27 protein-coding genes are annotated in these 22,814 nt (G+C 72.1%); 11 read left to right on the forward strand and 16 right to left on the reverse strand.

What is annotated here, in order from left to right; genetic code table 11:
- Window positions 1-141 precede the first annotated feature (141 nt).
- On the reverse strand, window positions 142-417 hold the full coding sequence (locus tag ACIQZN_RS15755) for a GlsB/YeaQ/YmgE family stress response membrane protein (protein ID WP_073968422.1): 276 nt from the start codon (window positions 415-417) through the stop codon (window positions 142-144).
- Window positions 418-613: 196 nt separating this feature from the next.
- Between ACIQZN_RS15755 and ACIQZN_RS15760 the strand changes: the two genes are divergently transcribed.
- Window positions 614-982: a DUF3099 domain-containing protein gene (locus ACIQZN_RS15760; protein WP_403993125.1), complete on the forward strand. Its 369-nt coding sequence runs from the start codon at window positions 614-616 to the stop codon at window positions 980-982.
- 206 nt (window positions 983-1,188) lie between these two features.
- Window positions 1,189-1,428: a hypothetical protein gene (locus tag ACIQZN_RS15765; RefSeq protein WP_403993128.1), complete on the forward strand. Its 240-nt coding sequence runs from the start codon at window positions 1,189-1,191 to the stop codon at window positions 1,426-1,428.
- A gap of 10 nt (window positions 1,429-1,438) precedes the next feature.
- Here the strand turns inward: ACIQZN_RS15765 and moaA are convergent, their stop codons facing one another.
- The 3 genes from moaA to ACIQZN_RS15780 form a co-directional block, all read right to left on the reverse strand.
- On the reverse strand, window positions 1,439-2,428 hold the full coding sequence (moaA, locus tag ACIQZN_RS15770) for a GTP 3',8-cyclase MoaA (protein ID WP_403993131.1): 990 nt from the start codon (window positions 2,426-2,428) through the stop codon (window positions 1,439-1,441).
- 152 nt (window positions 2,429-2,580) lie between these two features.
- Window positions 2,581-4,212: a cation acetate symporter gene (locus ACIQZN_RS15775; RefSeq protein ID WP_403993134.1), complete on the reverse strand. Its 1,632-nt coding sequence runs from the start codon at window positions 4,210-4,212 to the stop codon at window positions 2,581-2,583.
- A complete protein-coding gene (locus ACIQZN_RS15780) occupies window positions 4,209-4,574 on the reverse strand; it encodes a DUF485 domain-containing protein (protein WP_403993137.1) in 366 nt (121 codons plus the stop codon). The genes ACIQZN_RS15775 and ACIQZN_RS15780 overlap by 4 nt, the downstream gene beginning before the upstream one ends.
- 288 nt (window positions 4,575-4,862) lie before the next feature.
- Here ACIQZN_RS15780 and ACIQZN_RS15785 point away from each other — a divergent pair, with 288 nt between their 5' ends.
- Complete coding sequence (locus ACIQZN_RS15785) at window positions 4,863-6,401, forward strand: S8 family peptidase (RefSeq protein WP_403993140.1); 1,539 nt, start codon at window positions 4,863-4,865, stop codon at window positions 6,399-6,401.
- A gap of 57 nt (window positions 6,402-6,458) precedes the next feature.
- Here the strand turns inward: ACIQZN_RS15785 and ACIQZN_RS15790 are convergent, their stop codons facing one another.
- From ACIQZN_RS15790 to ACIQZN_RS15805, 4 genes are all read right to left on the reverse strand, one after another.
- Window positions 6,459-7,502: a zinc-dependent alcohol dehydrogenase family protein gene (locus ACIQZN_RS15790; RefSeq protein ID WP_403993143.1), complete on the reverse strand. Its 1,044-nt coding sequence runs from the start codon at window positions 7,500-7,502 to the stop codon at window positions 6,459-6,461.
- 21 nt (window positions 7,503-7,523) lie between these two features.
- Window positions 7,524-8,183, reverse strand: a complete 660-nt coding sequence (locus ACIQZN_RS15795; RefSeq protein WP_403993146.1) for a lysoplasmalogenase — start codon at window positions 8,181-8,183, stop codon at window positions 7,524-7,526.
- Window positions 8,180-9,079 carry a sterol desaturase family protein gene (locus ACIQZN_RS15800; RefSeq protein WP_403993149.1) on the reverse strand — a complete coding sequence of 300 codons (900 nt, stop codon included), beginning with the start codon at window positions 9,077-9,079 and terminating at the stop codon, window positions 8,180-8,182. The genes ACIQZN_RS15795 and ACIQZN_RS15800 overlap by 4 nt, the downstream gene beginning before the upstream one ends.
- A gap of 118 nt (window positions 9,080-9,197) precedes the next feature.
- A complete protein-coding gene (locus tag ACIQZN_RS15805; RefSeq protein WP_403993152.1) occupies window positions 9,198-9,911 on the reverse strand; it encodes a VIT family protein in 714 nt (237 codons plus the stop codon).
- An 82-nt stretch (window positions 9,912-9,993) separates the two neighbouring features.
- Here ACIQZN_RS15805 and ACIQZN_RS15810 point away from each other — a divergent pair, with 82 nt between their 5' ends.
- The 5 genes from ACIQZN_RS15810 (at window position 9,994) to ACIQZN_RS15830 (ending at window position 14,834) form a co-directional block, all read left to right on the forward strand.
- Entirely contained in the window at window positions 9,994-11,001 is a 1,008-nt protein-coding gene (locus tag ACIQZN_RS15810) for a DEDDh family exonuclease (RefSeq protein WP_330311494.1), read from the forward strand.
- Between the two features lie 63 nt (window positions 11,002-11,064).
- Window positions 11,065-11,298, forward strand: a complete 234-nt coding sequence (locus ACIQZN_RS15815) for a hypothetical protein (RefSeq protein ID WP_026171732.1) — start codon at window positions 11,065-11,067, stop codon at window positions 11,296-11,298.
- 71 nt (window positions 11,299-11,369) lie between these two features.
- Window positions 11,370-12,185, forward strand: a complete 816-nt coding sequence (locus ACIQZN_RS15820; protein ID WP_403993155.1) for an SURF1 family protein — start codon at window positions 11,370-11,372, stop codon at window positions 12,183-12,185.
- Window positions 12,186-12,247: 62 nt separating this feature from the next.
- Entirely contained in the window at window positions 12,248-14,074 is a 1,827-nt protein-coding gene (locus tag ACIQZN_RS15825; protein WP_403993158.1) for a glycoside hydrolase family 15 protein, read from the forward strand.
- Between the two features lie 4 nt (window positions 14,075-14,078).
- Window positions 14,079-14,834 (forward strand): SDR family oxidoreductase, encoded by a 756-nt coding sequence (locus ACIQZN_RS15830; RefSeq protein ID WP_403993161.1) that lies wholly within the window; start codon window positions 14,079-14,081, stop codon window positions 14,832-14,834.
- Between the two features lie 53 nt (window positions 14,835-14,887).
- Here ACIQZN_RS15830 and amaP read toward each other — a convergent pair whose 3' ends face one another.
- Genes amaP through ACIQZN_RS15855 form a run of 5 tightly spaced genes read right to left on the reverse strand, consistent with a single transcriptional unit; the run spans window position 14,888 to window position 17,221 of the window.
- Complete coding sequence (amaP, locus tag ACIQZN_RS15835) at window positions 14,888-15,475, reverse strand: alkaline shock response membrane anchor protein AmaP (protein WP_403993164.1); 588 nt, start codon at window positions 15,473-15,475, stop codon at window positions 14,888-14,890.
- Window positions 15,472-16,158 (reverse strand): DUF6286 domain-containing protein, encoded by a 687-nt coding sequence (locus ACIQZN_RS15840; RefSeq protein ID WP_403993167.1) that lies wholly within the window; start codon window positions 16,156-16,158, stop codon window positions 15,472-15,474. The genes amaP and ACIQZN_RS15840 overlap by 4 nt, the downstream gene beginning before the upstream one ends.
- Window positions 16,155-16,517, reverse strand: coding sequence for an Asp23/Gls24 family envelope stress response protein (locus tag ACIQZN_RS15845; RefSeq protein WP_073968402.1), 363 nt, complete (start codon window positions 16,515-16,517; stop codon window positions 16,155-16,157). The genes ACIQZN_RS15840 and ACIQZN_RS15845 overlap by 4 nt, the downstream gene beginning before the upstream one ends.
- Window positions 16,514-16,705, reverse strand: coding sequence for a hypothetical protein (locus tag ACIQZN_RS15850; RefSeq protein WP_403993170.1), 192 nt, complete (start codon window positions 16,703-16,705; stop codon window positions 16,514-16,516). The genes ACIQZN_RS15845 and ACIQZN_RS15850 overlap by 4 nt, the downstream gene beginning before the upstream one ends.
- Before the next feature lie 33 nt (window positions 16,706-16,738).
- Complete coding sequence (locus ACIQZN_RS15855; RefSeq protein ID WP_073968401.1) at window positions 16,739-17,221, reverse strand: Asp23/Gls24 family envelope stress response protein; 483 nt, start codon at window positions 17,219-17,221, stop codon at window positions 16,739-16,741.
- A 93-nt stretch (window positions 17,222-17,314) separates the two neighbouring features.
- Between ACIQZN_RS15855 and ACIQZN_RS15860 the strand changes: the two genes are divergently transcribed.
- Window positions 17,315-18,019, forward strand: a complete 705-nt coding sequence (locus ACIQZN_RS15860; protein ID WP_403993172.1) for a hypothetical protein — start codon at window positions 17,315-17,317, stop codon at window positions 18,017-18,019.
- Between the two features lie 54 nt (window positions 18,020-18,073).
- Here ACIQZN_RS15860 and ACIQZN_RS15865 read toward each other — a convergent pair whose 3' ends face one another.
- The 3 genes from ACIQZN_RS15865 to ACIQZN_RS15875 form a co-directional block, all read right to left on the reverse strand.
- On the reverse strand, window positions 18,074-18,865 hold the full coding sequence (locus ACIQZN_RS15865; RefSeq protein WP_403993175.1) for an enoyl-CoA hydratase/isomerase family protein: 792 nt from the start codon (window positions 18,863-18,865) through the stop codon (window positions 18,074-18,076).
- A gap of 151 nt (window positions 18,866-19,016) precedes the next feature.
- Complete coding sequence (locus ACIQZN_RS15870) at window positions 19,017-19,238, reverse strand: helix-turn-helix domain-containing protein (RefSeq protein WP_018518904.1); 222 nt, start codon at window positions 19,236-19,238, stop codon at window positions 19,017-19,019.
- Between the two features lie 320 nt (window positions 19,239-19,558).
- Window positions 19,559-21,157 carry an ABC-F family ATP-binding cassette domain-containing protein gene (locus tag ACIQZN_RS15875; protein WP_403993178.1) on the reverse strand — a complete coding sequence of 533 codons (1,599 nt, stop codon included), beginning with the start codon at window positions 21,155-21,157 and terminating at the stop codon, window positions 19,559-19,561.
- Window positions 21,158-21,402: 245 nt separating this feature from the next.
- On the opposite strand from ACIQZN_RS15875, the gene ACIQZN_RS15880 reads away from it, so the two are divergent.
- Both ACIQZN_RS15880 and ACIQZN_RS15885 read left to right on the forward strand, forming a co-directional pair.
- Window positions 21,403-22,290, forward strand: coding sequence for a neutral zinc metallopeptidase (locus ACIQZN_RS15880; protein WP_403993181.1), 888 nt, complete (start codon window positions 21,403-21,405; stop codon window positions 22,288-22,290).
- A gap of 98 nt (window positions 22,291-22,388) precedes the next feature.
- Window positions 22,389-22,796, forward strand: coding sequence for a VOC family protein (locus tag ACIQZN_RS15885; protein WP_403993184.1), 408 nt, complete (start codon window positions 22,389-22,391; stop codon window positions 22,794-22,796).
- The last annotated feature ends 18 nt before the right edge of the window (window positions 22,797-22,814 follow it).

Consider the following 22,814-nt stretch of genomic DNA (forward strand, 5'->3'; position numbering starts at 1 on the left):
CGGGGGGGGCGTGGCGCGTGAGGGCCTCCCCCCCCCCCCCCCCCCGCCCCCCCCCCCCCCCCCGCGGGGGCCGCCCGCCCCCCCCCCCCCCCCCCCGCGCCCCCCCCCGCTTCTCCGTTCCGGAAGGAGTTCCGGCGGATCTCAGGTGCGCTGTCTGTTGCCCCGCAGCGAGGCCCACAGCATGTCGCCGACGCCGACGACCACCACAGCGCCGATGAGCTGGAGCACATGGCGCGTCCAGTCGATGCCCTTGGTGTCGTTGACCCCGATCCAGGTGGCGACAGCATTTCCGAGGACGCTGCCGATCATGCCGAAGATGACCGTCAGCCAGAGCGGGATCTGCTGCTTGCCCGGCAGGATCGCCTTGGCGATCAGTCCGAGCACCAGGCCCACGATGATTGCCCACAACCAGCCCATGCTGCCTCCTTGAGCGACGCCGTGTCGCGCATGTCCCGCCCAGTCTCGGCGCTGCGGCGGCGCACCGCACCTCGGGCGGGTCCGTGCGGGCGAGAGCCGGTATGTACGCAATTGGCGTGCCCCGGTCTCGTACGCGGTGGAGGCCGGGCGTAGCGTAGGTGCGGCCGGTCCGGGTCCGGGGAAGGTTGGTGGGGACGTGGTGCGCAAACAGGGTGGTGCGGAGGTCTTCCGGATCACGGGGGCCCGGCAGGGGCTCGCCGATGACGTGCGCGGCAGACAGCGCCGCTATGTGATCTCGATGTCCGTGCGCACGGTGTCGGTGGTGGCCGCCGCGGTCCTGTGGAACGTGGAGCGGCACATCGCGTTCGTGGCGCTCGGTCTCGGGGTGCTGCTGCCGTACGTGGCCGTCGTCATCGCCAACGCGGGCCGCGAGACGAGCCCGGCGCTGCCGTCCACGTTCGTCCTGCCGCCCCAGTCGCACCCGGCGCTGGAATCCGGTGCGGCGGTGCCCTCACCGCAGTCCGGACGTGGTTTCCGGTCTTCGGATGGGCCGGAGCACGACTGAGCCCACGGCGGGCCCAAGCTCAAGAAAAGCTCAGATCAATCATGAAGTTCCGGTGCACCGCGGCAGGGTGTGCGTGACATACTTTGTAGGCGCTCCGCATCCCCCGTCGGAGCGACGGACCGACGCCGGGCAGCTCCCCCCGTGGCTGCCCGGCGTCGCCATTCCCGCCTCCGGGCGCGCGTCCGGCACCCTCTAGGGTTGAGTCCGTGAACTCCCCGGAATCCGCCGAGAATCCCGCCCCCGTGTGTTCGGCCAAGGGCTGCCGGGCCGACGCCGTCTGGGTGCTGGCCTGGAACAACCCGAAGCTGCACACGCCGGAGCGCCGCAAGACGTGGCTGGCCTGCGAGGAGCACCGGGAGCACCTGTCCTCGTTCCTCGGGGTGCGGGGCTTCCTCAAGGACGTGGTGACGCTGACCGAGTGGGAGTCGCGCCCGACGTCCCCGTGACCGGGCGGGGTCAGCCGCCGATCGCGGACATCGGGCGGTCGGGCTGGAGGAAGCTCGGGTCGTCAAGACCGGATCCGGCCTTCTTGCCCCACATCGCCTGTTCCCAGAGGCGGGCGATCTCCTCGTCGGGTGCCTCCGAACGCAGCGCCCCGCGCAGGTCGGTCTCCTCGCGGGCGAAGAGGCAGGTGCGGACCTGTCCGTCGGCGGTGAGCCGGGTGCGGTCGCAGGCCCGGCAGAAGGGGCGGGTGACGGAGGCGACGACACCGACCCGGTGCGGTCCGCCGTCGACGGTCCAGCGCTCGGCGGGGGCGGAACCGCGCTCGCCGTCCTCCTCGGCGGTGAGGTCGAAGCGGGTGCGCAGCGAGGCGAGGATGTCGCCCGCGGTGATCATGCCGTCGCGCTTCCAGCCGTGCTGGGCGTCCAGCGGCATCTGCTCGATGAAGCGGAGCTCGTACCCGTGCTCGACGGCCCAGGCGAGCAGGTCGGGGGCCTCGTCGTCGTTGAGCCCCGGCATCAGGACGGTGTTGACCTTGACGGGGGTGAGTCCGGCCTCGTGGGCCGCTTCCAGGCCGGTCAGCACGTCGTGGTGGCGGTCGCGGCGGGTGAGGGTCTTGAACACCTCGGGCCGCAGGGTGTCGAGCGAGACGTTGACCCGGTCGAGGCCGGCGTCCTTGAGGGCGGCGGCGGTCCGCTTGAGCCCGATGCCGTTGGTGGTGAGGGACATCCTCGGGCGGGGGTCCAGCTCGGCGCACCGCTGGACGATGGAGACGAGGCCGGGGCGCAGCAGCGGTTCGCCGCCGGTGAAGCGGACCTCGGTGACGCCGAGCCGGGTGACGGCGATGCGGACGAGCCGGACGATCTCGTCGTCGGTGAGCAGGTCGGGCTTGCCCAGCCACTGCAGGCCCTCCTCGGGCATGCAGTAGGTGCAGCGCAGGTTGCACCGGTCGGTGAGCGAGACGCGCAGGTCGGTGGCGACCCGGTCGTAGGTGTCGATGAGCATGGTGGGCCCCCTCCCCCGGTGACTTCCCGGTCGCGGTATCTGACTCTTTCGAGCCTACGCGAGACCGGTGGCGGCGGAGGGGCCCGTTTGGCACGAGGTGCGGCGAGGCCGCGTCGTAGGACCCTACGACGCGGCCTCGTACGGGCATGGGATCAGTGGGCTCCGATGCCGGTGAGGGACTTGACCTCCAGCTCGGCGTACTTGCCCTTGTCCGGCTCCTCCTTGGACAGGAGCGAGCCGATCCAGCCGAGCAGGAAGCCGAGCGGGATGGAGATGAGGCCGGGGTTCTCCAGCGGGAACCAGGCGAAGTCGACGCCCTTGAACATCGAGGACTTCGCGTTGCCGGAGACGACCGGCGAGAACAGCACCAGGATCACGGAGGAGGCCAGGCCGCCGTAGATCGACCACAGCGCGCCCCGGGTGGTGAAGCGCTTCCAGAAGAGGCTGTAGAGGATCGTCGGCAGGTTGGCGGAGGCGGCGACGGCGAAGGCGAGGGCGACGAGCCCGGCGACGTTCATGTCGCGGGCGAAGACGCCGAGGACGATCGCGGCCGCGCCGATGAAGACGGTGGACCAGCGGGCGGCCTTCATCTCCTCCTGCTCGGTGGCCTGCCCCTTGCGGATGACGTTGGCGTAGATGTCGTGCGCGAAGGAGGACGAGGAGGCGAGGGTCAGTCCGGCGACGACGGCGAGGATGGTGGCGAAGGCGACGGCGGAGATGACGGCGAGCATGATCGCGCCGCCGGTGGTGCCGACGCCGCCGAGGTATTCGGCGAGCTGCGGGGCGGCGGTGTTGCCGGGGGCCGCGATGTTCTTCGGGCCGATCAGCGCGGCGGCGCCGAAGCCCAGGGCGATGGTCATCAGGTAGAAGGCGCCGATGATGCCGATGGCCCAGTTGACGGACTTACGGGCGGCCTTGGCGGTGGGCACCGTGTAGAAGCGGATCAGGATGTGCGGGAGCCCGGCGGTGCCGAGGACGAGGGCGATGCCGAGGGAGAGGAAGTCCAGCTTCGAGGTGCCGGTGGCGCCGTACTTCAGTCCGGGCTCCAGGAACGCGGAGCCGTGGCCGCTCTTCTCGGCGGCGGTGCCCAGCAGGTCGGAGACGTTGAAGTCGAACTTCCACAGCACCATGAGGGTCATCAGGAGGGCGCCGGCGATGAGCAGGACGGCCTTGACCATCTGGACCCAGGTGGTGCCCTTCATGCCGCCGATGGTGACGTAGACGATCATCAGTACGCCGACCAGCGCAACGATGAGGATCTTTCCGCCGTCGCTGCTGATGCCGAGGAGCAGGGTGACCAGTGCCCCGGCGCCCGCCATCTGTGCCAGCAGATAGAAGATCGACACGATGATGGTGGAGACGCCCGCCGCGGTGCGCACCGGGCGCTGGCGCATCCGGTAGGCGAGGACGTCACCCATGGTGTAGCGGCCCGAGTTGCGCAGGGGTTCGGCGACGAGCAGGAGCGCCACCAGCCAGGCGACGAGGAAGCCGATGGAGTAGAGGAAGCCGTCGTAGCCGAAGAGGGCGATGGCGCCGGCGATGCCGAGGAAGGACGCGGCGGACATGTAGTCGCCGGAGACCGCGAGTCCGTTCTGGAAGGCGGTGAACTGCCGCCCGCCCGCGTAGAAGTCGGAGGCGCTGCGGGTCTGGCGGCCGGCCCAGACGGTGATGCCGAGGGTGGCGGCGACGAAGACCGCGAACAGCGTGATGATGAGCGGCCGGTGCTCGCTGGTGGACGAGGCGGCGAGGGTCACGGCGGTGTGGGAGTGGTACGCGGCGCTCATGCGTCGGCCTCCATACGGGACTTGATGGCCTCGGCCTTCGGGTCGAGCTTCGCGTTGGCGTGGCGCGAGTACAACCAGGCGATGAGGAAGGTGGTGACGAACTGGGCGAGGCCGAAGACGAAGGCCACGTTGATGTTGCTGAAGACCTTGGTGCCCATGAAGCCGCCCGCGTAATTGGAGAGCAGCACGTACAGCAGGTACCAGAGGACGAAGGCGACGGTCAGCGGGAAGGCGAACGAGCGGTGGGCGCGGCGCAGTTCGCCGAACTCCGCGCTGCCTTGCTCCGCGAGGAACGCCTCGGTCGTGGGCTGGGCAGGGCTCTTCTCCGTACCGCCCTCGGGCGGCGGTGCATCGGTAGCCACGGATTCTCCTCGCGACGCGGGTGCGGTGGTGGGGACGGTCGGTTGCACTGGGGACCTCGTGTTCGGGGGGTGGTGGTGCGCTTCCCCTGACAACGGCACGCAACGCGCGGCGAAGCGGTTCACTTGGGTTCGCCGCTTCTCTCCGTCACCCCTTCGGGGGGTCCGATGTGCACGTGTTCACGCGAATCGATTGATGTGCCGGGATGATCGGCGCTAGCTTCACTGGTCATGTACGCGACCGGACACGCCTCGTGTCCGGTCGGCTGACACGGATGAAGTGGAGACCCCATGGCTCATCTGGGATCCGGACGGACGCGCGCACTGACGCTGCCCGTCGGATTGGCCCTCACCGCCTCGCTCGGCTTCCTGCCGGCGGGGGTCGCCTCCGCCGCCCCGGCGGGGCACGGTGCCCCCGCCGCGGCGGTACCGGCGGACGGACCCGAACTGTCGTACGTGGTCAACACCCAGGGCGGTCCGGGGACCGTCAAGCAGGTGCGCAAGGCGATAGAACGGGCCGGCGGCACGGTGGTGATCGCCTACGACCGGATCGGCGTCATCGTCGTCCACTCGAAGAACCCGGACTTCGCGAAGACGGTCCGCAAGGTCAGGGGCGTCCAGTCGGCGGGCGCCACCCGCACCAACCCGATCGTCCCCCAGGCCACCAAGGACATCGGGGTCGAGCAGCCCCTGACGGCCGCGCAGGAGAAGGCCGCGGCGGCGAAGGCGACCGCGGACCAGGACCCGATGGAGCCCTTGCAGTGGGACCTGCCGGCCATCAAGGCGGACAAGGCCCACCAGAAGTCGCTGGGCAGCTCCCGGGTGACGGTCGCGGTCATCGACACCGGGGTGGACGACACCCACCCGGACCTCGCGCCCAACTTCGACCGCGCGGCCTCCGCGAACTGCGTGTCGGGCGCCCCGGACACCACGGAGGGCGCCTGGCGTCCGAACCCCGGCGAGAGCGACCACGGCACCCATGTCGCCGGCACCATCGCGGCGGCCAAGAACGGCATCGGTGTGACGGGCGTGGCGCCGGGCGTGAAGGTGTCCGGCATCAAGGTCGCCAACCCGGACGGCTTCTTCTACACCGAGTCCGTCGTCTGCGGCTTCGTCTGGGCCGCCGACCACGGGGTGGACGTCACCAACAACAGCTATTACACCGACCCGTGGATGTACAACTGCAAGAACGACCCGGACCAGGGCGCCCTGGTTGAGGCCGTGTACCGGGCCACCCGGTACGCCGAGCTGAGGGGCGCGGTCAACGTCGCGGCCGCCGGGAACTCCGCCGAGGACCTGGCGGCGGACTCCATCGAGGACACGACCAGCCCGAACGACACCACCCCGGGCGGCCGGACCGTCGACCCGCGCCAGTGCCTGGACATCCCCACGATGCTCCCGGGCGTCGTCACCGTTTCGGCGACGGGTGCGAAGGGCCTGAAGGCGTCGTACTCGAACTACGGGAACGGGGTCATCGACGTGGCCGCGCCCGGCGGGGACTCGACGATCTACCAGACGCCCGAGCCCCCGGCGACGAGCGGCCTCATCCTCTCGACGCTGCCGGGCGGCAAGTACGGCTACAAGGCCGGTACGTCGATGGCGTCCCCGCACGTCGCCGGCGTCGTGGCCCTGATCAAGTCGAAGCACCCGTACGCCCCGCCCGCCGCGGTCAAGGCGCTGCTGACCCTGGAGGCGGACGCGAAGGCGTGCGACGCGCCGTACGACATCGACGGTGACGGCACGGCCGACGCGGTCTGCGAGGGCGGCAAGAACCGCAACGGCTTCTACGGGGCCGGTGTGGTCGACGCGCTGGATGCCGTGCGCTGGTGACACCGGGGTCCGGGGGCCGGTGCGTCACGGCCCCCGGACCGCCGGATCACGGGTGATTCACGGCGTGATCAGGACCTTGAGCGCCGTGCGCCCGTCCATCGCCTTGTAGCCGGCCGGTACGCCGTCGAGCCCGACGGACAGGTCGAAGACGGGCGAGGGGTCGATGGTGCCGTCCAGCACGTCGGGCAGCAGCTCCGGGATGTACGTGCGCACGGGGGCGACCCCGCCGCGCAGCGCGATGTTCCGGTTGAACATGTCGCCGAGGTCGAGCCCGGTGCCGCTGCCGTGCGGGACGCCGACGTAGCCGATCGCCCCGCCGTCCCGGGTGATGCCGACGGCGGTGCGCATCGACTGCTCGGTGCCCACGGCCTCGATCACGGAGTGGGCGCCCTCGCCGCCGAGCAGCTCCCGTACGGCCGCGACCGCCGCGTCGCCGCGCTCGGCGACGACGTCGGTGGCGCCGAAGTCCCGGGCGATGTCCGTGCGCGCCGCGTGCCGGCCGAGCGCGATGATCCGCTCCGCGCCGAGCCGCTTGGCGGCCATCACTCCGCACAGCCCGACGGCCCCGTCCCCGACGACGGCGACGGTCGAGCCGGCCCGTACGCCCGCGCCGACCGCCGCGTGGTGGCCGGTGCCGAGCACGTCGGAGAGGGCCAGCAGGCCGGTGAGCAGCCGGTCGTCGGAGGCCGCGGCGGCGGGCAGCGCGACCAGGGTGCCGTCGGCGAAGGGGACGCGGACGGCCTCGCCCTGCCCGCCGTCGGAGCCCACGGAGCCCCAGAAGCCGCCCTGCGGGCAGGAGGTGGTCAGGCCCTCGGCGCAGTACGCGCAGGTGCCGTCGGACCAGACGAACGGGGCGACGACCAGGTCCCCGGCGGAGAACCCGCGCACCTCGGACCCGGCCTCCTCGACTATCCCGAGGAACTCGTGGCCGATGCGCTGGCCCGGCTGCCGCGCGGACTCACCCCGGTAGGCCCACAGGTCGCTGCCGCAGATACAGGCCCGCAGGACCCTCAGCACCACGTCGGTGGGCTGCTGGATCACGGGGTCGGGCACCTCCTCCACGCGGATGTCGTGGGGGGCGTGGATAACGGTGGCGCGCATGCGTGGGGGTCCTTGCTGATCTCAGATGCTGATACTCCTTTCACGGTACGCCCCCGGGCCGGCTTCCTCCCGGACAGGGCCTAGCGCACCCAGGGTGAGCAGGAGCTGCGCGGCGACATAGGTGAGCATCACCCAGAAGCCGGAGGCCGGGAGCTGCGGCCAGTCCGCGATGCCGGTGGCGATGAGCGCGTCGGAGAGCAGGAAGAGGGCCCCGCCGGTCGCCGCGTACCGGCCGAGGACGCCGGAGCGGTACGCCATGGCGGTCAGCAGCAGGCTGTACCCGGCCATCGGGATCCGCAGCCCGGCCGGCAGCCCGTCCCAGAGCAGGACGAGGAACACGGTGAGCACGACGGCGTACACGAGCGCCGGAAGCAGCGCCCCGCGCGCCCGGCCGAACAGCACCAGGTAGCAGACGTGCCCGGCGGCGAACCCGGCCATCCCGACGAGGAACGCCAGGTCGGAGTCGATCAGCAGGAACACATCGCCGGCCCAGCCGCACAGCAGCGCCGCGATCAGCAGCCTCGGCCCGCGCCGGGCGAGGGCGTACCCGGCGAGCAGCGGCATCAGGAGCGGCTTGGCGCCGAGGTGGAGCCACTCGGGGCCGGTGAGTACGCCGACGAGGTCGGCGGCGCACGCGACGAGGAAGGCGACGAGCAGGGGCCGGGCGTACCGCTCACTCATGCGGTGCCCTCCGGGGCGGGCGCGGCGACGGGGGCGGGGGCGGTGGCTGGGGCGGTACGGGCCTGGGCCGGCTGCCAGCCCGGGCCGCGGAAGACGCGCCCGGCCCGCTCGCCCCAGCCGCTCGCCGCGCGGACGTCGCGGGCGATGGCGGCGTACTCGTGGGTGGCGACGCGCAGCGGGTTGTACGTGTGGATGTTCTTGGTGAGTCCGTAGACCGGCCGCTCCGTCTCCTGGGCGAACGAGCCGAACCAGCGGTCCCACACGATGAGGATGCCGCCGAAGTTGCGGTCGAGGTAGCCGCCCTGCGAGGCGTGGTGCACCCGGTGGTGCGAGGGCGTGTTGAGCGCGTACTCGAAGGGCCGGGGCAGCCTGTCGATCCGCTCGGTGTGCACCCAGAACTGGTAGACGAGGTTGGCCGACGAGCAGAACGCGAGCGCCGCCGGGTGCACCCCGCACGCGATGAGCGGCAGATAGAACGGCCAGGAGGTCAGCGAGGTCCAGGGCTGGCGCAGCGCGGTGGAGAGGTTGAACTTCTCGCTGGAGTGGTGGACGACGTGGCAGGCCCACAGGATGCGGATGACGTGGTGGCCCCGGTGCGACCAGTAGTAGAAGAAGTCCTGCGCGAGCAGCATCAGCGGGACCGTCCACCACAGGACCGGGACGCGCAGCGGCGTCAGCTCGTACACCGCGGTGTAGAGGGCGACGATGGGCACTTTCCACATCAGGTCGAAGACCAGGCTGCCCAGCCCCATGGTGATGCTGGTGGCGGCGTCCTTCGCCTCGTACCCGGCGGCGTCCTCGTCGGGATGGAAGTGGTGCAGCGCCATCTCCAGGACGGTGAGCAGGACGAAGGCCGGTATGGACCAGAGCACTACGTCGGGCAGGTTCGTCGGCATGCCTGCACGGTAGGGCCGGGTCCGGCCGGGGGCCAGATGTTGTTACCAACAAGTATGGGAGACCTGCGGTCAGCGGTCTTTGGTGACTTCCGACAGGGAGTGGTGGGAGGCCGGGGCCCTAAACCCCCGCCGCCCCCAGCAAATGCCCCGCCACGTACGTCACCGCCATGGCCACCGCTCCCCCGCACATATTGCGGAGCACCGCCCGCCCCGGGGCCGCCGCGCCCAGGCGGGCGCTCCACCAGCCCGTCACGGCCAGCACCGCGAGGACGGAGAGCACGGTCACCGGGACGCGGGCGGGGGCCGGGGGCAGCACGATCGCGAGCAACGGCAGCAGGGCGCCGACGGTGAACGCGAGGAAGCTGGCGCCCGCCGCGTGCCAGGGGTTGGTGAGGTCGTCCGGGTCGATGCCGAGCTCCACCTCCGCATGGGCGCGGAGCGCATCGCGCTCGGTGAGCTGGACGGCCGCCTCCCGGGCCACCTCGCGGCTCAGCCCCTTGCCCTGCAACAGGCCCGTCAGCTCCGCGAGTTCCGCCTCCGGGGTCTCCTGGAGCTCCCGCTTCTCCGTGGCCAGCGCGGCCTTCTCCGAATCGCGCTGGGTGGACACCGAGACGTACTCCCCGGCCGCCATCGACAGCGACCCGGCGAGCAGCCCGGCCAGCCCGGCGGTCAGCAGGGCGCCCCGGTCGTCGGTGGCACCGGCGACACCGACGACGAGCCCGGCGGTGGACACCACACCGTCATTCGCCCCGAGCACGGCGGCCCGGAGCCAGTTGAGCCGGGTGCCGAGCCCGGCACCGTGCGGTTCGTCGTGCTCCGGCGCTCGCGTCATCCCGGGATGGTCTCACCTCGCGCCGCCACCGGGCACGCACGCGCACCGAATAGGGGACTGTCCGAGTCGGCCCGTATTCTCTGTGACCATGCTCGACGACCCGCAGACCGCAGCACCGTGGCCGGCCGCCTACCCGCAGGGGTACGCGGTCGTCGACGTGGAGACCACCGGGCTCGCCCGGGACGACCGGATAGTGTCCGCTGCCGTCTACCGCCTGGACGCGCGAGGCGACGTCGAGGACCACTGGTACACGCTGGTCAATCCGGAGCGCGATCCGGGTCCGGTCTGGATCCACGGGCTGACGAGCGACGTGCTGGAGGGGGCGCCGCTGTTCCCGGAGATCGCCGCCGAGCTGTCCGAACGGCTCGCGGACCGGGTGCTCGTGGCGCACAACGCCGCGTTCGACTGGTCGATGCTGGCGCGGGAGTACGCGCGCGCCTCGGTCACCGCCCCGGTGCGGCAGCGGCTGTGCACCATCGCGCTGGCCAAGGAGCTCCGGCTGCCGCTGGCCAACCACAAGCTGGCGTCCCTCGCGGAGCACTTCGGCGTGGTCCAGCAGCACGCGCACCACGCGCTGGACGACGCGCGGGTGCTGGCCGAGGCGTTCCGCCCGAGCCTGCACGCGGCGGCGCGGGACGGGGTGCGGCTGCCGCTGTTGGAATGCCGGCCGCTGACCGAGTGGTCGCAGTCGCCGGTGGCCCCGCGGTCCGGCTCCTCGTCCTCGTACGGGGGACACGGCACCTGGCGCGCCTCGCGGAAGCGTCCGGCGTGCCCGTATCCGAATCCGGGGCGGTACGAGAAGGACAAACCGCTCAAGCAGGGCATGCGGGTGGCGTTCTCCGGGGACACCTCGGTCGACCGCGAACTGCTGGAGGACCGCGCGGTGGAGGCGGGGCTGCACGTGGCGACCAGCGTCTCCCGGCTGACCAGCCTGCTCGTCACCAACGACCCGGACTCGGCGACGTCGAAGACGGTGAAGGCGAAGGCGTACGGCACCCCGGTCCTGGACGAGAGCGCCTTCACGCACCTGCTGCGCGATGTCGCCCCGGCCGTCGCGAAGGTGCCGGCGCCCACGCCGTCATCGGAGTGAACCGGGGGCGACTCGCCGTCCGCCGTCCGCCCGGCGCCGCCCCCGCGTCCCACCCTGTGGCGCATGGCACGTTGTGAGGTCTGCGGAAACGACTACGGGATGTCCTTCGAGGTGCACGCGCAGGGCGCGGTGCACGTCTTCGACTGCTTCGCCTGCGCCATCCACCGCATGGCGCCCATCTGCGAGCACTGCCGGGTCCAGGTCATCGGCCAGGGGGTCGAGGTCGACGGGCACTGGTTCTGCGGCGGGCACTGCGCCCGCGCGGAGGGGAAGGTGGGCATCGTGGACCGCGTCTGAGGACACGGGGCGGCCACCCCTTCGGCCACCCCGTGCGCGAGACACCCCACGGCCGGTTGTACCGTCGTGGGGTGTACCGCTTCCTGATGACCCGGCAGTGGCTGATCCTCGCCCTCCTCTCGCTCGTCCTCATCCCCACGATGATCGAGCTGGGTTTCTGGCAGCTGCACCGGCACGAGCACAAGGTCGCGCAGAACGCCCTGATCTCGCGCAATCTGAAGGCGGACCCGGTCGCCGTGTCCGCGCTGACCTCCCCCGGCCACACCGTTCCGCGCGCGGACTACTGGCGCGCCGTGAAGGCCACCGGGACCTTTGACGAGAAGCACGAGGTCGTCGTCCGCCGCAGGACGGCCACCGACGGCTCCATCGGCGTCCATGTGCTGGTCCCGTTCGACCTCAAGGGCGGCGGCACGGTCCTGATCAACCGGGGCTGGGTCCCCTCCGCCGACGACCAGCACGCCTTCCCCGACGTACCGGCCGCCCCGAAGGGCGAGGTGACCGTCACCGGGCGGCTCAAGGCCGACGAGACGACCGGCGCGAGCGGCATCAAGGACATCTCGGACCTTCCGGACCGTCAGGTGATGCTGATCAACAGCGCCCAGCAGGCCCGGCTGCTCGACCGCCCGGTGCTCGGCGGCTACATCGAGCTGACCTCCCCGGCACCGAAGAACGGCTCGCCCGAACCGATCGAGGCCCCCGACGACAGCTCCATCGGCCCGCACATGGCGTACGCCGTGCAGTGGTGGCTCTTCGCCGCCGGGGTCCCGGTGGGCTTCGTGGTCCTGGCCCGGCGCGAGAAGCGCGACCGCGTCGCCGCCGCCGAGGCGGCCTCCGCTGCCGCCGAGGACGCCGCACCGGAGCCGGAGCCCGAGCCCGCCCAGGGGTGACACCCGCCTCTCCTGGCACACAGTCCGCTTAATGGGCGCCGGGTTCGGGAAGACGCCTGAACGTGACCCCACGCATCGAGGACTACGCCCTCATCGGCGATCTCCAGACCGCGGCCCTGGTCGGCAAAAACGGTTCTGTCGACTGGTTGTGCCTGCCCCGCTTCGACTCGGGCGCCTGCTTCGCCGCCCTGCTCGGCGACGAGGACAACGGTCACTGGCGGATCGCACCCAAGGGCGCGGACACCTGCACCCGGCGCGGCTACGCGGGCGACTCCCTCGTCCTGGAGACGTACTGGGAGACGCGCACCGGCACCGTCAAGGTCATCGACTTCATGCCGCAGCGCGACAAGGAGCCGGACGTGATGCGGATCGTCGAGGGGGTCAGCGGCACCGTCGAGATGGCGTCCGTGATCCGGCTGCGCTTCGACTTCGGGTCCATCGTGCCCTGGATGCGCCGCTCGGACGGTCACCGGGTCGCGGTCGCCGGGCCGGACTCCGCCTGGCTGCGCAGCGAACCGCAGGTCAAGACGTGGGGCCAGCAGTTCTCCACGTGTTCCTCCTTCACCGTGTCCGAGGGCGAGAAGGTGGCCTTCGTGCTGACCTGGCACCCCTCGCACTCGCCCCGTCCCAAGCTCGTCGACCCGTACCAGGCGCTGGAGAACTCCCTGACCGACTGGGCCGAGTGGTCCGCCCGCTGCAAATACGAGGGGCCGTACCGGGACGCCGTGATCCGCTCGCTGATCACCCTCAAGGCGCTCACCTTCGGCCCGACCGGCGGCATCGTGGCGGCCCCGACCACCTCGCTCCCGGAGGAGATCGGCGGCGTACGGAACTGGGACTACCGCTTCTGCTGGCTGCGGGACTCCACGCTCACCCTCGGCGCGCTGATCTCGGCCGGCTATCTGGAGGAGGCCGCCGCCTGGCGCGACTGGCTGCTGCGCGCGGTCGCCGGGGACCCGGCGGACCTCCAGATCATGTACGGGCTGGCCGGCGAGCGCAGACTCCCCGAGTCCGAGCTGCCGTGGCTGCGCGGCTACGAGAACTCCGCCCCGGTCCGGATCGGCAACGCGGCGGTGCGCCAGCGCCAGCTGGACGTGTACGGGGAGGTCATCGATTCGCTCCGGCTGGCCCGGGACGCGGGTCTTGACGACAAGCCGCACGCCTGGAGCCTCCAGCTCAGCCTGCTCGGGTTCCTGGAGTCCACCTGGCGCGAACCGGACGAGGGCCTGTGGGAGATCCGGGGGCAGCGGCGCCACTTCGTGCACTCCAAGGTGATGGCCTGGGTCGCGGCCGACCGGGCGGTGCGAAGCCTGGAGGACGACCCCTCGCTGGCCGGGGACGCCGACCGCTGGCGGGCCATGCGGGACGCCGTGCACCGGGAGGTGTGCGAGAAGGGCTACGACCCGGTGCGCAACACCTTCACCCAGTCATACGGCTCCCGTGAGCTGGACGCGGCGACGCTCCTGATCGCCCGGACCGGCTTCCTGCCCCCGGACGACCCCCGGGTGATCGGCACGGTGGACGCGGTGCGCGAGGAACTGGGCAGCGGCGGCCTGGTGCGCCGCTACAGCACGGACGGCGGCTCGATCGACGGGCTGCCGGGCGGCGAGGGCGCGTTCCTGGCCTGCTCGTTCTGGCTGGCGGACGCGCTGCGGATGACCGGCCGCACCGAGGAGGCCACCAAGCTCTTCGAGCGGCTGCTCGCCCTGCGCAACGACGTGGGCCTGCTGGCCGAGGAGTACGACACGGTGGCCGGGCGCCAGCTCGGCAACTTCCCGCAGGCGTTCAGCCACATCGGCCTGGTCGGCACGGCGGTCGCGCTGGCCGAGGCGCAGCCCGCCGAAGCACGGGCCGCCGAGGACGACGCCGGGGGCGGCACGGCAGGATAGGGCCATGGATCTTGGACTGAAGGACCGTGTGTACATCGTCACCGGAGCGACGCGAGGGCTCGGCTACGCCACCGCGCGGGCCCTGGTGGCGGACGGCGCGAAGGTGATCATCACCGGCCGGGACGAGCAGCGCGCCCAGCAGGCCGCCGCCGACCTGGGCCCGGACGCCGTCGGTCTGGCCGCCGACAACGCCGACCCGGCGGCGGCCGAACGACTGGTGGAGGCCGCCCGGGAGGGCCTGGGCAGGCTCGACGGCATCCTCATCAGCGTCGGCGGTCCGCCGCCGGGCGGCATCGCGGACAACACCGACGAGCAGTGGCAGACGGCCTTCGAGTCCGTCTTCCTGGGGGCGGTACGGCTGGCCAGGGCGGCCGCCGCGGCGCTCGGCGAGGGCGGGGTCGTCGGCTTCGTGCTCTCCGGCTCCGTGCACGAGCCGATCCCCGGGCTGACCATCTCGAACGGGCTGCGCCCCGGCCTGGCCGGCGTCGCCAAGTCGATGGCCGACGAGCTCGGCCCGCGCGGCATCCGGGTCGTGGGCCTGCTGCCGGCCCGGATCGACACGGACCGGGTGCGGGAGCTGGACGCGCTGTCGGGCGACGCGGAGAAGGCGCGTACCGCCAACGAGGCGAACATCCCGCTGCGCCGCTACGGCACCCCGGAGGAGTTCGGCCGCACGGCCGCGTTCCTGCTCTCCCCCGCCGCCTCGTATCTGACGGGCATCATGGTGCCGGTCGACGGCGGCCACCGGCACGGCTTCTGAGCCGCACACGGTGATACGGCGGTGGCGCGGGTCCCGCGCCACCGCACCGCCCGTCAGCTCACCCGCGCGGCCCGGTGCTTGACGGCCTTGAGCCGGACCTCGGCGGGCAGCCGGGCCAGCCCCGCGGAGTCCCGGGCGTGGGCCAGCGCCTCGTCGCTCAGCCTCCCCAGTGCCTCGTCGGGCGCGGCGTGCGGCTCCATCAGCAGCCGGACCCGGGCGGCCGGGGTGGAGCGCTTGCCGGTCAGGGTGACCTGGGCGCGGGCGACCCCGTCCAGGGCGCCCGCCTCCTCGGCGAGCACCCCCTCCAGGGCGCGGCCGCGCAGCAGGGCGCCCTCGCCGTCGCCGCTCTCCACCAGCACCTCGTTGAGGCGGGCGCGGCGGAACTGGGCCAGCAGCCACCACAGGGCCAGGACCACGAGGACGGCGAGGACCGCGATGACCGTCGGCCACCACCAGCCCTCGCCGCGCCAGCGGTCCCGGTCCGCCTCGCTGAGCAGCACGTCGTTCTTGCCGTACCAGGGCCACCAGGAGGGCACGGAGAGGCCCGCCGCCGCGGCGAGCACCCCGCCGCCCACGCAGAGCAGCACCAGTCCGGCCAGGCCAAGCAGTACCCGGTTGACGGTCCTGAGCACGCCGCTCACCCCTTCTTCGCCGGCCGGCGGACGTGGACCGACAGGCTCGGCGGCCTGGCGAGTCCGAGTTCCCGGATGCCTGTGGAGAGCACGGTGTCCAGGTCGGCCCGTACGTCGTCCAGTTCCCGGAAGTGCGAGACGGCCCGCACTCCCACTTTGCGCCGGCCCATGCGGACCCGGACCGACTGGACGCCGGCCACCTCGACGGCCCGGTCGCGCAGCACCATGGCCGCCGCCGTCCGGTCGAGCCCGGCGCGCACATCGGTGTGTTCGCGGCGCATCGGCAGCAGGTCGCGCAGCCCGGGGGTGAGCGCGAGGAGCAGCAGCCAGAGCCCGAGGGCGGCCGCGACGGACGCGCCGGTCAGCACCCAGACGTCGTCCAGCTTCCGCGTCGCGAGTTCGTCCGCCAGGGAGCGGCGCCATTGCATCGCGGGGTGTCCGGCGCGGACCGCCGACACGTCGTAGAGGAGCAGGCCGCTCGCGCCGAGGACCACCGCGGCGACGATGCCTGCGGGGATGCGGCGGGCGGACCAGAAGCGCCCCGCGCGGCCCTCGGGCCGTTCCTTGTCGGGCACGGGGTCGTAGGCCGCGGAGGAGGCCGACTGGTCGAGCGCGAGGACACTGCCGTGTTCCACCGCCCCGGCCTCGGGCGCTCGCCGCGTGCCGTCGTCCGGGTCGTGGGGCTCGGTCATCGAATCCTCCCCTGTGCCGCCAGGCTCGCTCCGGTGGGATGCAGGCGTTCGACCTGGACGGCCACTTCGGGCACCTCCATCCCCGCCAACGCCTTTACCCGCTCGGCGACCCGCCGACGCACGGCACCGCACTGGTGGCCGATGTCCGTGGGATATCCCAGCTCCAGGCTCACCCGTACGCGGGCGGTGTCGCGGTGCACGGTGACCGTGGCACGCGGCGACGCCGCCTCCTTCGGGGCGGCGTCGACCGCTTCCTTGGCCGCCTGCGCGGCGATCTTCGCGACCACCCGGTCGGCGATCCGCGTCTCTCCCCGCTCCCCGGCCGCGACCGGGCCGCTCGCCCCCGACACCGCCGTCACCGCCGTCGGTCGCCGCGCTCGCGACTGCGGAAGAAGTCGCCGGGTTCCAGGTCGCCGTCGACGAAGCGGCCGGCGATGAAGCCGACCGCTCCGAGGGCGGCCACCAGCACAAAGGCTCCGAACCCGCCGAAGTATCCGGCGAAACCGAGCGCCATGCCGGCCAGCAGACCGGCCACAGCCATGCTCATCGTGTGCTCCTCAACCGCTCGGGGACGCCGGGACTACTGGACGCGGGACTCTGACTCGTCGTCATCGTCGTCCTCGTCGGGCAGCTTCACGTCGCTGACCGCGATGTTCACCTCGACCACTTCCAGGCCCGTCATGCGCTCGACGGCCGCGACGACGTTCTCCCGTACATCGCGGGCGACGTCGGAGATGGACACGCCGTAGTCCACGACGATCTCCAGGTCCAGCGCGGTCTGGGTCTCGCCGACCTCAGCCTTGACGCCGCGGGTGACGGACTTGGAGCCGCCGGGGACCCGGTCGCGGACCGCGCCGAACGTGCGGGACAGGCCGCTGCCCATCGCGTGCACCCCGACGACGTCGCGTGCGGCCATTCCGGCGATCTTCTCGACCACGCCGTCCGCGATGGTCGTACGGCCGCGGGTGCCGGGGTCGCCTCCGCCGCGCTTGGTGAGGCTGCTGCCGCCCGAGGCGTTGCTGTCGGAGTTCTCGGGCCGGTTCCGCTGTGGAGTCTCGGTCATCGCCGCTCTTCCCTTCGGGACAGATTTGACTACTTTGCACACATTAAGGGCGCTTGCCCCGACTCGCGCCGTGGATACGGCAGTCTGGTGGCCATGACGACGGCTGACGGCCCGCACAGGGCCCACGCGTGGACGGCTGCGGTACGGCAACGGCTCTCGCTGGGCCGGCTGCTCCCTCTGGGCGGTCCGGCGGACGGTGCCTGGATCGCGGAGCGGGCGGCGGTCGCGGTGCTGCGCCGGGCGGTGGCGGGCCCGGAGCCCGGCGCGGTCCTCGGTGCGCTGCGGATCGCCGTGGCCGACCCGGACGCGGCCCCCGCCGCACAGGTGCCCCCGCCCCCGAGCGCGCTGCCGCCGGGTCCTCTACGAATCGAGGCGACGATGACCGCGACGGCCGACCGGCCCCTGCCCGCAGCCGCCGACGCGTTGCGCGCGGCCCTTCTGTCGGCCGCCGCGCGCCGGCTCGGCCTGGTGGTCTCCGAGGTGGACCTGCGGGTGACGGGGCTGCTCGACGGCTCGCCCGAACGGGTGGAGCCGGAGCCGGAGGAGGTGCGCCCGGTGGAGGCGGAGAACGTGGCGGGCCGGGCCGCCGCCTCGGTGGCCGGCGTTGCGGCGCTGACCGGGGTGCTGGGCCCGCCGGTGCGGACGGGCGAGGACCATGTGCGCGTCGAGCTGGCGACGGAGAGCGGTCACCGCGCGCTGGACGTGGCCCGGGCGGTGCGGGAGGCGGTGACGGAGGCGGCCGAGGGGCGGCCCCCGGTCGCGGTGCTGGTCACGGCGGTCGCGGAGGAAAGGCCCTGACCCCGGTACGGGTGCGGGCCGGAGGACGCGTCGCGGATCCGGCCCGCCCGTACGTCAGCCGAGGGCGCTCGCCAGGTCGCGGAGGCGGCGGCCCTGCGCGGCCCGTTCGGCGGCGCGCTGCTCCTCGTACGTACGCGAGACGGCACCGCTCAGCAGGGCCTTGGTCTCGATGACGGCGTCGCGCGGGGCGGCCAGCAGGGCGCCGGCCAGGTCGCGCGCCGCGCCTTCGAGCTCGGTCGCGGGCACGACGAGGTTGGCCAGGCCGGTGCGCTCCGCCTCCTCGGCGTGGACGTAGCGGCCGGTGGCGCAGATCTCCAGCGCGCGGGCGTACCCGACGAGGTGCACCAGGGGGTGCGTGCCGGTGAGGTCGGGCACCAGGCCGAGGCTGGTCTCGCGCATGGCGAACTGGACGTCCTCGGCGACGATGCGCAGGTCACAGGCGAGGGCGAGCTGGAAGCCCGCACCGATGGCGTGGCCCTGGACGGCCGCGATCGACACGATGTCGTTGCGGCGCCACCAGGTGAACGCCTCCTGGTACTCGGCGATCAGCGCGTCGAGCTCGGCCTCCGGGCCGCGCCCCATGTCGAGGAACGACGGCTCGCCGTCGAAGCCCTCGGGGGTGAACGCCTGGCGGTCGAGCCCGGCGGAGAACGACACGCCGTCGGCGCGCAGCACGACGACCCGCACACTGCCGGGCAGGGCCCGTCCGGCCTCGGTCAACGCCCGCCACAGAGCGGGAGACTGGGCGTTGCGCTTCGCCGGATTGGTGAGGGTCACCGTGGCAACCGCGTCGTCGATGGTAAGTCGTACGCCGTCCTGGTCGAGCACGGAGTCGAGCGAGGTCATACGGGGCCTCCGGTTCGGGTGCAGTCAGCACATGAAGCTAAGTGACTGAACAGTAACCACCGGATCGGCCCTGCGGCCGACCGGGTGGGCGCACCCGGACCAGGGAACTCCCGGGGCCGTCCCTGGACGTGCCCCGATCCGCGACCGGCCGTCAGGCCGTCGCGGCCTTCTTGCCTCGTGTGGCGCCGCCGCGTCCGCGGAGCGTCACGCCGGATTCGCTGAGCATCCGGTGGACGAATCCGTAGGAGCGGCCCGTTTCCTCGGCCAGCGCCCGGATGCTCGCACCGGAGTCGTACTTCTTCTTCAGGTCTGCCGCGAGCTTGTCACGCGCGGCGCCGGTCACCCGGCTGCCCTTCTTCAGAGTCTCGGCCACCCGTGCCTCCTCATGGGAAGTGCGCTCTGGACTCTCATGATCACCCCTCGGACGCTTCCTGGCCACCCATTCGGCAAGGTCTCTGCGACCGGATTCGCGCCCCGGGAGTGCGCCGGTGCGACCGGAATGCCTCATTCCAACAGGTCGCGGGAGGCGTCGGGCGGGCGCCCGGGAAGGAACGTCCAGGTCAGAGCCCGCACGGGCAGGGGGGCGTAAATGGGTGCGCCCGACAGCTATCTGTCGGGCGCCGCGCCGAGGTATGAGACGTACTCACACAGATGACGGATCTCGGGTAGGCCGAATGATCCAGTCCGGGGGGGTCAGGCCAGTGCGACCAGGTCCCGGTAGTCCGCGCCCCACAGGTCCTCGATGCCGTCCGGGAGCAGGATGATCCGCTCCGGCTGAAGGGCCTCGACCGCGCCCTCGTCGTGCGTGACGAGGACGACCGCGCCCTTGTACGTGCGCAGCGCGCCGAGGATCTCCTCGCGGCTGGCCGGGTCCAGGTTGTTGGTGGGCTCGTCGAGCAGGAGCACGTTGGCGGAGGAGACGACCAGGGTCGCCAGGGCCAGACGGGTCTTCTCGCCGCCGGAGAGCACCCCGGCCGGCTTGTCCACGTCGTCCCCGGAGAACAGGAACGAGCCGAGCGTCTTGCGGACGGCGACGAGGTCCAGGTCGGGCGCGGCGGAGCGCATGTTCTCCAGGACCGTGCGGTCCGGGTCCAGGGTCTCGTGCTCCTGCGCGTAGTAGCCCAGCTTGAGGCCGTGGCCCTCCACGACCTGACCGGTGTCGGGCTGCTCGGCGCCGCCGAGAAGCCGCAGCAGCGTGGTCTTGCCGGCGCCGTTGAGGCCGAGGATGACGACGCGGGAGCCCTTGTCGATGGCCAGGTCGACGTCGGTGAAGATCTCCAGCGAGCCGTAGGACTTGGAGAGCCCTTCCGCCATCAGGGGCGTCTTGCCGCAGGGCGAGGGGTCGGGGAAGCGCAGCTTGGCGACCTTGTCGGCGACCCGGACCTCGTCCAGGCCGGACAGCAGCCGGTCGGCGCGCTTGGCCATGTTCTGCGCGGCGACCGTCTTGGTCGCCTTGGCGCGCATCTTGTCCGCCTGCGCGTTGAGGGCGGCGGCCTTCTTCTCGGCGTTCTGGCGCTCGCGCTTGCGGCGCTTCTCGTCGGCCTCGCGCTGCTGCTGGTAGAGCTTCCAGCCCATGTTGTAGACGTCGATCTGGGAGCGGTTGGCGTCCAGGTAGAAGACCTTGTTGACGACGGTCTCGACCAGCTCGACGTCGTGGGAGATCACGACGAAGCCGCCGCGGTAGGTCTTGAGGTAGTCGCGCAGCCAGACGATCGAGTCCGCGTCGAGGTGGTTGGTCGGCTCGTCCAGGAGCAGCGTGTCGGCGTCCGAGAAGAGGATGCGGGCCAGCTCGACGCGGCGGCGCTGACCGCCGGAGAGGGTGTGCAGCGGCTGGCCGAGCACCCGGTCGGGCAGGCTGAGCGCGGCGGCGATGGTGGCGGCCTCGGCCTCGGCGGCGTAACCGCCCTTGGTGAGGAACTCCGTCTCCAGGCGCTCGTACTTCTTCATCGCCTTCTCGCGGGTGGCGCCCTTGCCGTTCGCCATCCGGTCCTCGTTCTCCCGCATCCTGCGCAGGATCTCGTCCAGGCCGCGGGCGGACAGGACCCGGTCCCTGGCCAGGACGTCGAGGTCGCCGGTGCGGGGGTCCTGCGGGAGGTAGCCCACCTCGCCGGAGCGGGTGATGGTCCCGGCGGCGGGGACGCCCTCGCCCGCGAGGCACTTGGTGAGGGTGGTCTTGCCCGCTCCGTTGCGGCCGACGAGGCCGATGCGGTCGCCCTTGGCGATGCGGAAGCTGGCGGATTCGATGAGCAGACGGGCGCCGGCGCGCAGCTCGATGCCGGAGGCGGTGATCACGGGGAGGTACTCCAGGGCGGAAGGAAGGGCGGAGGAACGACGGGTGGTGACGGATCGACGCCGCTACTCACGCACACGCACAAGGAGAACAGCCATGGAAACCAGTCTACTGGCGGTGTCCACCGACTTTTCCGCGTGCTCCCGTGCCGGGGCGCCCGCACGGGCGCAGGGCGTGAACAGGGCATTACGGGGCGTATGACCGGATACTCGGCGGAGGGACCGTGATCCGTGGCGGAGGGTGTGCGATGCAGTTCGACGACGACGCCGGTCTGGACACGTCGGAGGTCAAGGACGTACGCGGCAGCCGCGTCCCGGGCGGCCGGGCCACCGTGGGTGGGGGCATCGCCGGGGTGATCGCGCTGATCCTGGGGCTGCTCTTCGGGGTGGGCCCCGATCAGCTCGGGCTCTCGTCGGGCGACTCACCGACGGCGACCGCGTCCTCGGCGGGGCAGGTGGCGAGCGAGTGCCGGACCGGGCGGGACGCGAACACGAAGGACGACTGCCGGATCGTCGCGGTGGTCAACAGCGTGCAGGACTACTGGGACCAGGAGTTCACCCGGCGCGACGCGCGGTACGCGACGGCGCGGACCGTCCTGTTCACCGACCGGGTCGGCACGGCCTGCGGCTCCGCGACCTCGGCCGTGGGACCGTTCTACTGCCCCGGCGACCGGCAGGTCTACCTCGACCTGGGGTTCTTCGGCGAGCTGCGGACGAAGTTCGGGTCGAGCGGCGGGCCGTTCGCGCAGGCGTACGTCGTCGCCCACGAGTACGGGCACCACGTCCAGAACCAGATGGGGACGCTGGGCCGGGCCCAGGACGGGCGGACCGGCGAGAACAGCAACGCGGTCCGGGTGGAGCTCCAGGCGGACTGCTACGCGGGGGTCTGGGCGCACCACGCGACGACCACGCCGGACGAGTCGACCGGGCGGCCGCTGATCACCGAGGTCACCCGGGCGGACATCCGGGACGGCCTGGACGCGGCGGCGTCGGTCGGGGACGACCGGATCCAGGAGCGGTTCCAGGGGCGGGTCACGCCCGAGTCCTGGACGCACGGGTCCGCGGCGCAGCGGCAGGAGTGGTTCACCACGGGGTTCCGGAGCGGGGACATGGGGGATTGCGACACGTTCCGCTGAGGCGCTGTCCGGTGAGATGTCGTCCGGTGGGACGTTGTCGGCGGGCGGTGCGAGACTGAGACGTAGATCACACAAGTCGTACGAAGGGGCTGAGCGCGATGGCGGAGACGGGTGTGGCGACGGTGTACCCGACGCTCCTCTACGACGACGCGAAGGGCGCGATCCGGTTGCTGACGGAGGGGCTGGGGTTCGTCGCGGAGGCGGTGTACGAGGGGGACGACGGGTCGGTGGTGCATGCGGAGCTGTCGTGCGGGAACGGCAGGGTGATGCTGGGGTCGCGGGGGCGGGAGGGGGTGTTCGCCCGGGCGATGGCGGGGGCGGGGCCTGCGGGGGTGTATGTGGTGGTGGGGGATGTGGATGCGCATTATGCGCGGGCGGTTGAGTACGGGGTGGAGGTTTTGATGCCGCCCACGGATCAGTCGTACGGGTCGCGGGACTACATGGCGCGGGATGGGGAGGGGAACGTGTGGAGCTTCGGCACGTATGCGCCGGGGGCGGCGGGCTGAGGCGGGGGGCCTGCGGCG

Origin of the sequence: Streptomyces sp. NPDC097595, from assembly GCF_044761525.1 — a bacterium.
Taxonomy (GTDB): Bacteria; Actinomycetota; Actinomycetes; order Streptomycetales; family Streptomycetaceae; genus Streptomyces; species Streptomyces drozdowiczii_A.

Bases quoted from the DNA above. Each gene is read 5' to 3' on its own strand.
- ACIQZN_RS15755 (WP_073968422.1), bottom strand. From the start codon at position 417: ATGGGCTGGTTGTGGGCAATCATCGTGGGCCTGGTGCTCGGACTGATC.
- moaA (WP_403993131.1), bottom strand. From the start codon at position 2,428: ATGCTCATCGACACCTACGACCGGGTCGCCACCGACCTGCGCGTCTCG.
- ACIQZN_RS15775 (WP_403993134.1), bottom strand. From the start codon at position 4,212: ATGAGCGCCGCGTACCACTCCCACACCGCCGTGACCCTCGCCGCCTCG.
- ACIQZN_RS15785 (WP_403993140.1), top strand. From the start codon at position 4,863: ATGGCTCATCTGGGATCCGGACGGACGCGCGCACTGACGCTGCCCGTC.
- ACIQZN_RS15790 (WP_403993143.1), bottom strand. From the start codon at position 7,502: ATGCGCGCCACCGTTATCCACGCCCCCCACGACATCCGCGTGGAGGAG.
- ACIQZN_RS15795 (WP_403993146.1), bottom strand. From the start codon at position 8,183: ATGAGTGAGCGGTACGCCCGGCCCCTGCTCGTCGCCTTCCTCGTCGCG.
- ACIQZN_RS15800 (WP_403993149.1), bottom strand. From the start codon at position 9,079: ATGCCGACGAACCTGCCCGACGTAGTGCTCTGGTCCATACCGGCCTTC.
- ACIQZN_RS15805 (WP_403993152.1), bottom strand. From the start codon at position 9,911: ATGACGCGAGCGCCGGAGCACGACGAACCGCACGGTGCCGGGCTCGGC.
- ACIQZN_RS15815 (WP_026171732.1), top strand. From the start codon at position 11,065: ATGGCACGTTGTGAGGTCTGCGGAAACGACTACGGGATGTCCTTCGAG.
- ACIQZN_RS15830 (WP_403993161.1), top strand. From the start codon at position 14,079: ATGGATCTTGGACTGAAGGACCGTGTGTACATCGTCACCGGAGCGACG.
- ACIQZN_RS15840 (WP_403993167.1), bottom strand. From the start codon at position 16,158: ATGACCGAGCCCCACGACCCGGACGACGGCACGCGGCGAGCGCCCGAG.
- ACIQZN_RS15850 (WP_403993170.1), bottom strand. From the start codon at position 16,705: ATGAGCATGGCTGTGGCCGGTCTGCTGGCCGGCATGGCGCTCGGTTTC.
- ACIQZN_RS15855 (WP_073968401.1), bottom strand. From the start codon at position 17,221: ATGACCGAGACTCCACAGCGGAACCGGCCCGAGAACTCCGACAGCAAC.
- ACIQZN_RS15860 (WP_403993172.1), top strand. From the start codon at position 17,315: ATGACGACGGCTGACGGCCCGCACAGGGCCCACGCGTGGACGGCTGCG.
- ACIQZN_RS15865 (WP_403993175.1), bottom strand. From the start codon at position 18,865: ATGACCTCGCTCGACTCCGTGCTCGACCAGGACGGCGTACGACTTACC.
- ACIQZN_RS15880 (WP_403993181.1), top strand. From the start codon at position 21,403: ATGCAGTTCGACGACGACGCCGGTCTGGACACGTCGGAGGTCAAGGAC.
- ACIQZN_RS15885 (WP_403993184.1), top strand. From the start codon at position 22,389: ATGGCGGAGACGGGTGTGGCGACGGTGTACCCGACGCTCCTCTACGAC.